A 12,967-nucleotide genomic window follows, 5' to 3' on the forward strand; every position below is an offset into this window, starting at 1 on the left:
ATATCTTAAGTAGATTATTCGTCAATCTATTCCAGCACATCTGCCAGCAAGAGTGATTATTATCGGACAGTTGAATTGTTGCAATCTATTGTATACACACGGTTTATCTCCTTGCTAATATAAATTTTGTCTATATTCAGAATCGTTCTTGAACAGCATTTTCATAATTGCTATAATTGATTTAACAAAATAAGCTGTATCACCTTATCAATGAAAAAGGAGAAACATCATGAAAAAGAAGATTAGTGTCCTGATTATGGCATTCGTCCTCGTTGTTGCATTCTCAGCAATCGGCGTATTCGCTGATTCTGCAACATTCGGAACGGCAAAACCTGATGGTAACGAGCAGAAGATTGAAACTGCAGCAATGAACCTCGTTACACAGACAAAGGCAGGAAAGTATAAGCTTGTTAACACAGCTACACTGCATAAATGGGTAACAAAGGGAACAAAGATGGTCCTCATCGATACAATGCCTGCAGACTCTTTTGCAAAGCAGCACATTCCTGGAGCTGTAAACGTAACGGTTCCTATGACAACAAAGGAATTCACTTCTGCACAGAAGAAGGCTCTGATCAAGGCTGCCGGAAAGAATAAGAAGGCAAGAATCGTTGTTTACTGCGGATTCGTTGGATGCCCGCGTTCTGATCTCGGCGCAGCTTACCTGGTTAAGAAGGGCTATAAGAAAGTATATCGTCAGCCGGGCGGACTTGCTGCATGGCTTGATGCTGGATACGAGCTGGTTGCAAGCAAATAATCACGGTTTATGTTTTACCTCCGCGGCGGACGGGGTGCTGAATGCATAGAATATCCGTCAGATGCCAAGGGCTTCCGTAAAAGTACGGGAGCTCTTTTTTTCTTATCCCTTTACTGCATCAGCGATAATTCTCAGGCTCTGCGATGCGCTCTGGTAAATTTCTTCCGGTCTTTCTGTGCAGCCATCGCCATCCTTGCCTTTGTACCCGAAAAATTCTTTTCCAGTCCGGATACAGAATTCGCATTTGACGGAAACGGATATTATGACCGGTACACGGACCGATAAATATTAAAATTTCACTTCATATGTTTTCAATTGCTTTCAAATGTATATAATATAATCAGAACAGGAGGTGCTTAATATGGCAAATACATTAATTCAGTTCCGTGCAGACGAAACAGAAAGAGCTGAAGCAGTCGGTATTCTCCAGCAGCTGGGTTTGGATATGCCTTCTTATCTCAGAATGTGTGTTTCCCGACTGGTAAGTGCCAGGGGAATTCCTTTCAGCATGAAAATCGATTCAAAACCGGTAAATAAAGGGATCGAAGCAATGAAACGTGCAAGCCGTATTGCAGAAGAACATGGAATTTCAGACATGTCACTTGATGAAATTAATGCAGAAATTGCAAAATCCAGAGAGTGAGGTGTCCGGTTTTGAAGTATTATGCTGTGATAGATACAAACGTATTGGTTTCAGCTGCTCTGAAATGGAAATCCATTCCGGGTACTATTATTGATCTCGCCTTTAACGATGTAATTATTCCTCTGGTAAACAAGGCAATCATGAATGAATACCAGGCTGTTCTGCTCCGGCCAAAATTTCATCTGACAGAAACAATTGTAAGTAATATCGTTGAAGAAATAGAAATCCACGCAGTCAATATTTCAGAAGAACATCTTGACATTGATCTCCCGGATCCTAAGGACAAAGTATTCTACGAGGTCACAATGGAGGCCAGAAAAGAGACTGACGCTTATCTCATAACCGGAAATTCCCGACATTTTCCTGTGAAACCATTCGTTGTAACACCACGCCAGATGCTTGATATTATTCTTTCAGAATCTAATGAGAGGCAATAACTATGAAACTGAAGACACCACGAAAAATCCTGACCGCGGCGCTTGCAATGCTACTCCTTGGCGTGTTGATTTTGTCCGGGCTGAATGCTCCCGCCTGTGCCGCGGCGGCTTCCTACACGAAGCATGGCGCGTGTAAAGGGTGTCAATCTCACTGACAGCCATGGGAAAACCGTCCAGCTGAAGGGCGTGAGCACGCACGGCATCGCTTGGTATCCGCAGTACGTGAATCGGGCGGCGTTTAAGACGCTGCGGGACGGCTGGGGCGCGAACTGCGTCCGGCTGGCGATGTACACTCAGGAATACGGCGGCTACACCTCCGGCGGGGATAAGGCGCAGCTTGAGGTGGTGCTGGACCGGGGCGTGAAGGCGGCGTCCTCGCTCGGTATGTACGTCATCATCGACTGGCACATCCTGTCCGACGGCAATCCGAACAGCCACCGGAAGGCGGCAAAAGCTTTCTTTACCAAGATGGCGAAAAGGTACCGCGGCAACGGCCATGTGCTCTATGAAATCTGCAACGAGCCGAACGGCTGCACTATACTCAAATGCACATCAGGCAGCTGCCCTTTTTCTGTGTCATGCCCGACAACCAAGAGAGCGCGGCGTTTCCATTTGCGGATTTTCCTGCATTTCCAAAACGTCTGAGAGGAGTTTGAAAAAATCGGTTGCGAAATAATAAAATAATCATGGCTCCTCAACGGATTGTATTGTGCACGCTTAAATTACGCTTTCATGATCAGACAGAAAATGTAAAAATAACGGGGATTGTCAACATTTCCCGTTATTTTCATATGATACAAGACAAAGTGTTCAATAAATTAACATTTATATCATTTAAATATAATCAACATGAACGCAAAGTCAAATACAAAGAATATAAACTTGAACTTTCCTTCCGCTGAAAACACGAGAACCCATTCGCAGCCGGCAAAACTCCTCTCTCCCGTTGAAAATTATATTATTTTTGCCATTTTGAAAACAAAAAAATCGAAAGTGCCTTTTGTCACTTGCTGCCATGTCGGTACAGAGCAGTATCTCTCATCTCTCAAGCAGCGGGGGCTGCAGCCCCGCCCCCCCGCATGCTGTTTCGTCCAGCACCTTGACACACACCTCTTTACACACATTGTAATCTTCCTGTATATGAAGTAAATTCAAAAACGTACCCGAAAACGGTCCCAGGACTGGTCAGAAACCGGTCAAAAATAGAAAGGTTATGATTAGATACATATAACTCAAGCATGAAAAAAAGCCTGTAGCACGCTGATTTCAACGACTACAGGCTTTTGAAATGTGGTTGCGGAGGCAGGACTTGAACCTGCGACCTCCGGGTTATGAGCCCGACGAGCTACCAACTGCTCTACCCCGCGACGAAGACCCCGCCGGATCATTTAATAAGATGCCGGTGACCGGGGTCGAACCGGTACGGTCGATAAAGACCTCAGGATTTTAAGTCCTGTGCGTCTGCCAATTCCGCCACACCGGCAAAATAAGAACTCCGAAGGTGGGGCTCGAACCCACAGCCTACCGGTTAACAGCCGGTTGCTCCACCATTGAGCTACTTCGGATTATCGTGCTCACTGCGCTCACCTCAGTGACAACGATATTAATATACCGCATATCCGGTATATTGTCAACACTATTTTACGATTTATTTTAAAGTTTTTTCGAAAAAATTTTAAATGATTTGATGGTGATTGTTCTCAAAGGCTGTAAACACTATGATTTCAACGATAATAGCAATCCCGAAGGCCGGCATATTCCGGCCTTCGGGATTGTTCATACTTTTCTACAGCTCCGCCAGCAGGCGCTTCAGCACCTGATAGGACTGTTTTGTTGAAGAGAGGGACAGGCGCTCGTAGATGGAGTGGTCGTTTTCTACGGTCGGGCCGACGGAAATGATATCCAGGTCTTCTCCAAGCTGGCTGCAGAGCACGCCGCACTCGAGGCTTGCCGGAGCGGCAGTGCGCTCCGGGGCTTTTCCGGTTTCTTCTTCATACGCCTTTGCGAATGCATCGGCCAGCGGAGAATCGGCCGGCGCGTTCCAGGCGTGGTAGTTGTCGTAGGTCATGATGTCGCCTTCGAGGGTTTCTGCCAGTGTCTCGATGCGCTCGGCAAGGAAGTATTTCCGGGTCTCGGAAAAGCTTCTGATCAAGCCCCAGGCGTGAAATTCGTTCCGGCGCAGCTCTGCCTGTGAAGTCACTGTGGAAACTTCCGGAAGGCCGCTGTAAACCGGACTCATACGGATGACGCCGCGCGGCAGGCACATAAAGTAGGCCAGGATGGCGCGGGTGCTCTTTTCATCGAGGGGAATCTGCAGACTTTCTTTTTCGCCGACGCGGCGGTAGATCCGCACATCCGGCTCCGGCGGCAGCTGGGTGCCCGCAGAAACCACCGTATTCGTATGCATGACCACCTGTTTTTTTGCGGCTTTCTGCCAGAAGGAATCATCGGCAGCAGCGGCTTTTCCAGAGTTTCCTGCACTTCTGCCGGAGCCGCTGAAGAAGGAATCTCCCACCGCAGTTCGTCTTCCCTCCGCGGAATTTCTCATGCCCTGTCCGCCTGAAAGGCCGGCAGCTCCGGCAGCAGCTGTTCCCGCTGCAGACGGCCCTGCGCCGCCTTCATCCATGATATCAACTTCAATCTGCAGACCTGGATCCGTATCCACGTATTCTTTACTCAGAATATCCTGCAGCTTTTCACTGATTTCCGTGATGCGCGGAACCCCCTGCGGCGTGGTCACAATATCTGCCTCCGCATGTGCCGGAATGACATTCAGGCGTTCTGTGCTGTGAATGTTCACCAGACGCAGCGGCGCTGTATGGAAAAGCTCGTAGAGGACACGTCCCAGCAGCATGAGGGCGTTTCCCCTTCCTTCCATAATATCCCGGCCGCTGTGCCCGCCTTTCAGCCCCCGCACAGAAATTCTGCAGGCAATACTTCCTGAAAACGGTTTTCTCTTAATCGGAATCACCGTCTCCACAGACATCCCGCCGGTGCTTCCCAGAACCAGCTTTCCTTCCTCATGCGTATCCAGATTGATGCAGCGGCGGGCACTCAGCGCCCTCAGAATATGATCATCCATGCGCTCTGCCCCCTTCATGCCGATCTCCTCATCGGAAGTAAACACCGCCTCAATCCTTGGATGGCGGAGAGTATCGTCAGCAAGAACGGCAAGCATCATCGCACAGCCGATTCCGTCGTCCGCGCCCAGTGTCGTGCCCCTCGCCTTCATCCAGTCCCCGTCCGTATAGGTGGAAATCCCATGGGTCCGCGGGTCTTTATCAGCCTGTTCCGACACTTCCAGAACCATATCCATATGCGCCTGGAGCATGACCGGCGGACGATCTTCCATGCCTTCCGATGCCGCTTTGATGATCACCACATTATTACAGGCATCCACCGTGCACGGGAGCTTCCGCTTCTCCGCGAAGGACAGAAGATAGCCGGCCGCCTGGTCCGTGCTGCGCGATGCCCTCGGAATCTTCGACAGTTCCCTGAAATACTGAAATACATCCTTTGGCTCCGGGTCCAGATTCCCCAGAGCCTCCATAAATGATATGCTGTGCTTATCCATATATTTTCCCCATCCTTACACCGTCACGAAAACCACAAAAAGACCGCGGCCCCATTACGGGGCTGCAGCCTCTCTCTTTCAATCTGCACACATTTCTGTGTCCATTGCATCCGCCTTTCGTTACTCTTCCGGAGTTTCTTCCTCTTCCGGCGCGTCTTCCTGAACGTCTTCACCGGCAGCATCTCCGAGAATATCGGTGTCTCCCTCAGCCTTCAGCTGGGAAATTTCTTCCGCTGTGAGCGGTTCAGCGCCGACCTGTTCCGCCAGTTCTTCAAGGTTCATTCCGATGTCCTCAGCCTCATCCGCCAGCGCGATAGCCGGACGCTTGTAAGTGATCATATCCTCATAGATATCCTCTGCGGCCTTGGAAACCGGACGTGGGCTATTACATTCTGTCAGTTCCGGCTTTCCGTCGATCAGATCTCTCGCACGCTTCGCCGCCAGAATGCACAGTGTGTACGGACTGTCGACTTTTTTCTTCAACTCATTAATTGATGGATATAACATGGACATGTTGCTTCTCCTCCTGTTTCCGCAGACAAAACCCTCCCGCGCAAGGCCGCATCCTTTCTGACGTGTTCCCTGCAGCTTTTCCGGCCTGCCCCTGTCTTCTGTGCAGTGTTCTCTATATATCGTGACTCTCCGGCCGCTGAAACGGACGCTCCGCGAAAAACCGCTTTTCGTCATCCTGCCTCACTCCTGCCGGATTTCTGTTTTCCTGAATAATGAATGCTGCGACGACCTTTCCTGGTCTCTGCCAGCAGATTACAGCCTTCTCTTACTCTGCGCCGTAATTCTTCAGCAGCTCGGATACGCCGTCTTCCACCTTCTGATGCTCAGCGGTAAAAATCGCCTTGGCCTCAGCAACGGCCCGATCCAGATCATCGTTTACCACATAATAGTCATAGTCTCTGATGTGAGAAACCTCACTTTTTGTCTTGGAAAGTCTCAGCTCTACAGCCTCTTCCGTTTCCGTTCCGCGTCCGATCAGACGTTTTCTGAGAACATCCATGGAAGGCGGCAGAATAAAGATAAATGTGCTTTCCGGCCTTGACTTCTTCACGTTCATCGCGCCCTGAATATCAATTTCCAGAATGACATCTGTGCCGGCCTTCAGCTTTTCTTCCACATAAGCCTTCGGCGTGCCGTAATAGTTCTCATAAACGGCCGCATATTCCAGAAGACCTCCGCGTTCGATTTCCTGCTCGAATTCTTCCTTTGTCTTAAAGAAGTAGCTGACTCCGTCGACTTCTCCTTCTCTCGGCTTTCTGGTCGTCATCGATACGGAAAGAGCCAGATCTTCAGGATCACTGTCCTCCATCAGCCTCTTGCAGATGGTGCCCTTGCCCGCACCGGACGGACCTGAAATAACAAAAAGTTTTCCGCGTTTTTCGCTCATCCGAATTCCTCCAAATGCCTCTTACTACGAACTCTTATTTTAGCATGAAAACCGCTGTATTTCAACTGATTTTCCCGGCGCTATTCGATATTCTGCACCTGTTCGCGGATTTTCTCAATCTCTGCCTTGCACTTGAGAACCAGGCGGGTAATGTCCAGGTCATTGGCCTTGGACCCGATGGTATTTGCCTCGCGGTTCATCTCCTGAACCAGGAAATCCAGCTTCTTTCCGTCGGCCTCTTCATCGCTGGAGATAATCGCCTTCATCTGGTCCAGATGGCTCTTCAGGCGGATCAGCTCCTCCGTGATATTGGCCTTGTCCACAAACATCGCGACTTCCACGGCCAGGCGGTCTTCCGGAACTTCCACGGAAGAATCGGAAAGCAGGTCCTTAATCCGCTCCTGCAGCTTGTCCCGGTATTCTTCCGGCACGTGCTCGGAACGCTTCTCGATCGATTCCACATAGCCCTTTACCAGATCGGCCCGCATCAGAAGATCCTTTGCGAGCTTCTCGCCCTCGATCAGCCGCATGCCGCTCAGGTTTTCTGCCGCCTGCTCCGCCGCCGCTTCACAGGCCTTCACAATGGCCTCTTCATCTGCCACCGAAGGCTCTTCCTTAAACACATCCGGAAGCGATGCCGCGAGACTTACGGAAATATCCCCCTCAAGCTGATATTCATCCTTCATCCTGCGCAGGCTGTCCATATACTGATCCAGAACCGGACGGTTGAGTGAAATCTTCACATCGCTGTCCTTCAGCAGATCGATCGTGATTCTGCAGTCCGCCTTTCCGCGCCGGATATGTTTCTTCACGGCCTTTCTGACCGGATCCTCCGCAAACGAATAGGCGTATGGCAGCTTCACCGCAACATCGCAGTAGCGGTGATTAACCGAGCGGATTTCCGCCGTCACAGAACGCTCCTCATCCCGGTATTCACCGCGTCCAAACCCTGTCATGCTTCTGATCATTTTTCCTTGCCTCCCGCTATTTTTCAATCATGCATACTTATGATTATTTTAACACAGGGTTCATCTCTTTACAATTGCAGACCGATAAGCATATAATGATAATACTGTGCCCTGCCGCTTTGGATTTTTAAGGCACAGACCATTTTCTGAAGAGAATTTCAGGGACAAAATATACACGGGCAAGGCCGTGATTAAGATAAGGAGCTGATTGTTATGGCATTTGACGGAATCGTAACCGCTGCAATGGCCGGAGAACTCCGTGAACAGATATTATACGGAAAGATTGATAAGATTTACCAGCCGGAATCCAGCGAACTGGTTCTGCATATTCATACAAAAAACGGGAACAGGAGGCTGTACGCGACTGTGGATTCTTCCGCGTCCTGTGTGCGTCTGATCGATAAGAATCCGCTGAATCCCCCGGCGCCGCTGCCATTCTGCATGCTGTTGAGAAAGCATCTGCAGAGCGGGCGGATCACCAGCGTGGAGCAGAAGGATTCGGAAAGAATCCTGGAGATCAGCGTGGAAACACTGAATGAACTGGGATTCACCGTGAATAAAAAACTGATTTTTGAGATCATGGGAAAGCACAGCAACATCGTGCTGGTGGAGATGTCCACAGGAAAAATCATTGACTGCATCAAAAAGATTTCCCTGGATGAGAGCCGGGCGCGTCAGGTGCTGCCGGGCATGACCTACAGCTATCCGCCTTCGCAGAACAAGATTCCCTTCCGGGAAATCACGGAGGAAGAGCTGGAAAACGCGGGAGATACGCCGAAGGCGCTTCTGTCAAAAGTCGGAGGAATCGCGCCGTGTTTCGCGAGAGAACTGTTCGCAGCGCCCCACCGTTACGCCCTGCTCAGGAAATTTTTGTCGAGAATTGAGGACAATGCGCTGGAACCTGTGGTCTATGAGGATGAACAGGGAAAACCGGTGGAATTCTACATGGCACCGCTCTCTGAATATGAAAACAGCTGCAAGCGCCTGGACTTCGACTCGCTGAGCCATGCCTGCGGATATTTCTATGAGCACCGGAATGCGACCAACCGCGCGCGGCAGAAATCCCACAGTCTGGTGCACTCGGTGAAGAACCGCCTGGACAAGCTGTATCTGAAGAAACAGCGCCTGAACGAGGATCTGCTGAAGGCGGAAAACTCGGACCAGCTGCGGCTCTACGGTGAGCTTTTGACGGCGAACATGCATCTGATTCAGCCAGGCATGAAGGAAGTTACGGTGACGAATTACTATAACGGTAAGGAAATCACGATTCCGCTGGATCCCCGCTGGTCTCCGAATAAGAATGCGCAGAATTACTTCAAGCAGTACGGTAAGGCAAAAACCGCCGTCCATGAGAAGAAGGCGCAGCTGAAGGAAAATCAGGAGAATATCGATTATCTGGAATCGGTCTACACCTATCTGAATAATACGGACAGCATCCGGGACATTGAGGATCTGCGCCAGGAACTGGAGGAAGAGGGCTGGATCCGTCCGCGCAAGGCCGCAAACCGCCGGAAAAAGCCGAAGTTCCGCCCGCACCCGCTGAAGTATCAGACCAGCGACGGATTCACGGTTCTGGTTGGACGGAATAATAAGGAAAACGATGCACTGACGCTGAAACTGGCATCGAAGAATGACTACTGGCTGCACACAAAGGACATTCCGGGCTCTCACGTCATCCTGGAAACCCAGGGGAAGGAACTGACGGAAACCGCCGTCATGGAAGCCGCCGCCCTTGCCGCTTACCACAGCAAGGCCAGGACGTCGGAGAACGTGCCGGTAGACTACGTCCGCGTCCGCTACGTGAAGAAGCCGAACGGCGCCAAACCGGGCATGGTGATTTTCACCCACAACCGTACGGTCTACGTCAACCCGAAAGAGCCGGACGGACAGAAAGGGTAACGAAATCAAAATCCTTTTTTCACCGGCCGTCTGCCCGGCAGGGGACGGCATGCCGCCATCGAAGCGCCGGGCGTATAGCCGGCAGCCTTGTTATTATCTTCATTTCAGACAAAAATACGGACATCGGCCCGGGATTTTCGATATCCCGGGCCGATGCCCGTTTCTTTTTCTTTTTCAGTCAGAATAACGCAATGTTATTTATACATCACTGCTGAATCCGGACGCTCGTTCTTCTCATCCAGGCGTGTCGCTTTATGCTCACGCTCCAGAATATTGATGCGCTCTCTGATCTGCAGCATCTTGGCGTCGGTGTCGGCGATCGTGTCGGCGCATTTCTTCAGATCGTCGTAAATCGCTGCCGTGGTCTCCACCGGAAGCGCCTTCTTGTATTTCATTCTGTGCTCCAGGCTCGCCCAGTAATCCATGGCGACTGTCCTGATCTGCACCTCGACACGCATCGGACGCTTTTCATTGGAGAAGAACACGGGAACTTCGACGATCATGTGGAAGCTTCTGTAGCCGTTCGGCTTCGGATGCTTGATGTAATCCTTCACCTGAATCAGCGTAATGTCGTCCTGCTGGGCGAGCATCTTTGCCACTTTATAAATATCATCCTGGAAGGGGCAGATCACGCGCACACCGGCCACATCGTTCAAATTCTCTTCAATCGACTTGACGGAAATCTCATTTCCCTGACGGATCAGCTTCTCATAAATGCTCTGCGGTTTTTTTCTTCTGGTAATGATGGAAGAAATCGGGTTGGAATCTCCGCGGAGGCTCATCTCTTCGTTCAGAATTTCCAGCTTGGTCCTGACTTCACGAATCGCGGAATCGTAGCGCATCATCAGGACATCAAAACCTTCCTGACGGGTCAGCACGGTTTCCGGATGAGAATGTGCGATTTCCAGCATAGCCTCGTTGATTTCTTCCTGGGTAATGCCTTCCAGCATCTTCTTTTCTGCCTTCTGAACATTCTCAGGACTCATCCCGGAAGCGGTCTGATCATTCTGCGGTGCATCTGAACCGCATGCAGCCGCATCCTTTTCCTTCTTCCCGGACCGGTCCACCGGCATGTACCCCGCATGCGGAAAAGCACCCGCTCCGGACTGGTGCTGCAGACGATTTTGCATTGTTTCAGACATAATAATCTCCTCTACCATATTACAGCTCTTTAAAACCTGCTGCTTTCTATTTCTATTCTACCCCAACTATATTCATTATACCCGATTTTGTTAATATATTATCAAATTATCCGTGTTCTTTATGTGAAACCTGCCTTTTATTGTATTTTATCATATACAACTTCATTTCTTTTTGGTCTGTCGGACGAGAGCCTTCTGCACCCGGACTTTTCGTTTCTCTCCGCCCACATCTTTTTCGGACAAAAGAAAAACGGGCAAGAGCTTTTCCCATTCAAAAGCTGCCTGTCCGGACACAATTCTGATATATACTGCACTTTTGCGCTTGTCCCCATATCTGCCATTTCCTATGATAGACGCAGAAAGGAGGTAAGGTGATGAGTGAATTCTGTTCCCTGTGCGGGAATCTCAACGGAAATCAGACATTCAAAGGAGGCGTCATCTGCAGAGACTGCCTGTCGGTCGTCCGATCCATGCATCTGAGCGGAGACATCCATCTCCCGGATCTGCGCTGCCGGACGATTCCGGCGCAGTATGCCGCAGAGCAGCCGCGCAGAAGCAGCATGCCGTATATCTGATCCGGCAGTCATTCAGGATTCCGGCGGATCTCCAGCTGTCACGAAATGAAATCGGAAGCCGGTCACCGTCATGAACACACACGTACGACTTATCGGTCTGCCGGAATCCGGCCTTGCTTTTTTCTTTTGTCTGATGGTCAGCGCTTCTCTCTCAGATATGCCAGAACCTTCTCAAACTCTTCCGGAAGCGGAGCCCGGAATTCCATATATTTTCCGGTCCGCGGATGATTGAAGCCGAGGATCTGCGCGTGGAGGAGCTGCCCCTGCATCCGGGACAGCAGCTGGGCCATCTGGCCCTTCCAGGTCTTTCTGGAGCCGTACATCGGATCTCCCACAAGCGGATGCTTGATGGATGACATGTGCACACGGATCTGATGGGTTCTCCCTGTTTCCAGCTGACAGGCAATCAGTGTGCAGAAGCCAAACCGCTCCAGCACGTGAAAATGTGTGACCGCCCGTTTCGGATTTTCTCCGTTGACGCTGCGTTTCATGCGATTTTTTCTGTCTCTTCCGATCGGCGCGTCTATCGTACCGTCATCGTCTTTGATATTATCCTGCACCAGGGCAATGTACTGTCTGCGGATCGAATGCACATACAGCTGCTCTGCAAGGCTTTTATGCGCCTCATTATTCTTCGCGACCATGAGCAGACCGCTGGTGTCTTTATCTATCCGGTGCACGATTCCAGGCCGGACATCGCCGTTCACATCGGACAGATGTTCCTTTCCCGGATAATACAGAAGTGCATTCACCAGCGTCCCGCTGTAATTTCCCGGAGCCGGATGAACCACCATTCCCCGCGGCTTATTGACCACCAGAACATCCTCGTCTTCATAGACGATATTGATCGGGATATTTTCCGGCCGGATCTCAAAATTTTCCTGCTGGGGAATCCTCAGATGCACCTGCATCCCTTCTTCCACCTTCTGCTTTCCGGCGCTCACATCCTTATGATCGACATAGACATTTCCCAGCTCAAAGAGCTTTTTCACCTGAGAGCGGGAATAGCCCGTCAGTCTGTCTGTAATGACTTTATCCAGCCGTTTCCCGGCTTCCTCACTGTTTACTGTAAATTTAAATTCCCGCATTATCTTTTTCTCCTGTAAGCAGAAGATTTGCGGAAGCGCTCACCAAAAAGTACGTATACCGCAATCATGATGCATCCTGTTGTAATTGCGATATCTGCAACATTAAAGATCGGAGGGAAAAAGCTGATGCTGATCATATCGGTAACCTTTCCGAATAAAACACGATCGGTCAGATTTCCCAGGCCTCCAACGGCGATCAGAATCAGCGCGTACTTACAGAAAGGATGCATATATTTATTTATCAGCACGACAATCAGAACGGCAATAATCACAACAATCGGTATCGTCTCCAGCAGATGTCCGGATGACGAGAGAATCCCGAATGCCGCACCCTGATTCTGAATGTAGTGAATGGAGAGAAGTCCGTGAATCACGGAAAACTGGTCTCCCGGCATCATACGTGACCGGATCAGAATCTTGCTTCCCTGATCCAGTGCAAATATCAATACCGCAGTCAAAAAATAACCCATATGTAAAATTTCCTT

The 12,967-nt window shown here is 50.1% G+C and carries 13 protein-coding genes and 3 tRNA genes; 6 read left to right on the forward strand and 10 right to left on the reverse strand.

Features of this window, described 5'->3' with window-relative positions:
• Positions 1-229 precede the first annotated feature (229 nt).
• The 4 genes from ACI77B_RS00450 (at position 230) to ACI77B_RS00465 (ending at position 2,482) form a co-directional block, all read left to right on the forward strand.
• The gene (locus ACI77B_RS00450) at positions 230-757 is read left to right on the forward strand and encodes a rhodanese-like domain-containing protein (protein WP_409336869.1); all 528 of its coding nucleotides are present in this window, start codon (positions 230-232) and stop codon (positions 755-757) included.
• A gap of 361 nt (positions 758-1,118) precedes the next feature.
• The gene (locus ACI77B_RS00455; protein ID WP_409336870.1) at positions 1,119-1,400 is read left to right on the forward strand and encodes a type II toxin-antitoxin system RelB/DinJ family antitoxin; all 282 of its coding nucleotides are present in this window, start codon (positions 1,119-1,121) and stop codon (positions 1,398-1,400) included.
• An 11-nt stretch (positions 1,401-1,411) separates the two neighbouring features.
• A complete protein-coding gene (locus ACI77B_RS00460; RefSeq protein WP_409336871.1) occupies positions 1,412-1,837 on the forward strand; it encodes a putative toxin-antitoxin system toxin component, PIN family in 426 nt (141 codons plus the stop codon).
• Positions 1,838-1,933: 96 nt separating this feature from the next.
• The gene (locus ACI77B_RS00465; RefSeq protein ID WP_409336872.1) at positions 1,934-2,482 is read left to right on the forward strand and encodes a glycoside hydrolase family 5 protein; all 549 of its coding nucleotides are present in this window, start codon (positions 1,934-1,936) and stop codon (positions 2,480-2,482) included.
• A 646-nt stretch (positions 2,483-3,128) separates the two neighbouring features.
• On the opposite strand, the gene ACI77B_RS00470 is transcribed toward ACI77B_RS00465, so the two are convergent.
• The 7 genes from ACI77B_RS00470 to ACI77B_RS00500 all read right to left on the reverse strand — a co-directional run bounded on the left by ACI77B_RS00470 (position 3,129) and on the right by ACI77B_RS00500 (position 7,778).
• A tRNA-Met gene (locus ACI77B_RS00470) sits at positions 3,129-3,204 on the reverse strand.
• A 30-nt stretch (positions 3,205-3,234) separates the two neighbouring features.
• A tRNA-Leu gene (locus ACI77B_RS00475) sits at positions 3,235-3,320 on the reverse strand.
• A 10-nt stretch (positions 3,321-3,330) separates the two neighbouring features.
• Positions 3,331-3,402 (reverse strand) — tRNA-Asn (locus ACI77B_RS00480).
• A gap of 221 nt (positions 3,403-3,623) precedes the next feature.
• On the reverse strand, positions 3,624-5,411 hold the full coding sequence (locus ACI77B_RS00485; protein ID WP_409336873.1) for a M20/M25/M40 family metallo-hydrolase: 1,788 nt from the start codon (positions 5,409-5,411) through the stop codon (positions 3,624-3,626).
• 120 nt (positions 5,412-5,531) lie between these two features.
• Entirely contained in the window at positions 5,532-5,924 is a 393-nt protein-coding gene (gene rpoZ / locus ACI77B_RS00490) for a DNA-directed RNA polymerase subunit omega (RefSeq protein WP_409336874.1), read from the reverse strand.
• 265 nt (positions 5,925-6,189) lie between these two features.
• The gene (gmk, locus tag ACI77B_RS00495; RefSeq protein WP_409336875.1) at positions 6,190-6,810 is read right to left on the reverse strand and encodes a guanylate kinase; all 621 of its coding nucleotides are present in this window, start codon (positions 6,808-6,810) and stop codon (positions 6,190-6,192) included.
• Positions 6,811-6,890: 80 nt separating this feature from the next.
• Entirely contained in the window at positions 6,891-7,778 is an 888-nt protein-coding gene (locus ACI77B_RS00500; RefSeq protein WP_409336876.1) for a YicC/YloC family endoribonuclease, read from the reverse strand.
• Positions 7,779-7,991: 213 nt separating this feature from the next.
• On the opposite strand from ACI77B_RS00500, the gene ACI77B_RS00505 reads away from it, so the two are divergent.
• Complete coding sequence (locus ACI77B_RS00505) at positions 7,992-9,677, forward strand: Rqc2 family fibronectin-binding protein (protein WP_409336877.1); 1,686 nt, start codon at positions 7,992-7,994, stop codon at positions 9,675-9,677.
• A gap of 194 nt (positions 9,678-9,871) precedes the next feature.
• Here ACI77B_RS00505 and ACI77B_RS00510 read toward each other — a convergent pair whose 3' ends face one another.
• Positions 9,872-10,819, reverse strand: coding sequence for a GTP pyrophosphokinase (locus ACI77B_RS00510; protein ID WP_409336878.1), 948 nt, complete (start codon positions 10,817-10,819; stop codon positions 9,872-9,874).
• Positions 10,820-11,193: 374 nt separating this feature from the next.
• Here ACI77B_RS00510 and ACI77B_RS00515 point away from each other — a divergent pair, with 374 nt between their 5' ends.
• Positions 11,194-11,394 carry a hypothetical protein gene (locus tag ACI77B_RS00515; RefSeq protein WP_409336879.1) on the forward strand — a complete coding sequence of 67 codons (201 nt, stop codon included), beginning with the start codon at positions 11,194-11,196 and terminating at the stop codon, positions 11,392-11,394.
• A 137-nt stretch (positions 11,395-11,531) separates the two neighbouring features.
• Here the strand turns inward: ACI77B_RS00515 and ACI77B_RS00520 are convergent, their stop codons facing one another.
• Both ACI77B_RS00520 and lspA read right to left on the reverse strand, forming a co-directional pair.
• Positions 11,532-12,482, reverse strand: a complete 951-nt coding sequence (locus ACI77B_RS00520; protein WP_409336880.1) for an RluA family pseudouridine synthase — start codon at positions 12,480-12,482, stop codon at positions 11,532-11,534.
• The gene (lspA, locus tag ACI77B_RS00525) at positions 12,482-12,952 is read right to left on the reverse strand and encodes a signal peptidase II (RefSeq protein WP_409336881.1); all 471 of its coding nucleotides are present in this window, start codon (positions 12,950-12,952) and stop codon (positions 12,482-12,484) included. The genes ACI77B_RS00520 and lspA overlap by 1 nt, the downstream gene beginning before the upstream one ends.
• Positions 12,953-12,967: the final 15 nt, after the last annotated feature.

It is taken from the genome of Eubacterium sp. F2 (genome assembly GCF_046244355.1).
GTDB lineage: Bacteria > Bacillota > Clostridia > Peptostreptococcales > Anaerovoracaceae > Aminicella.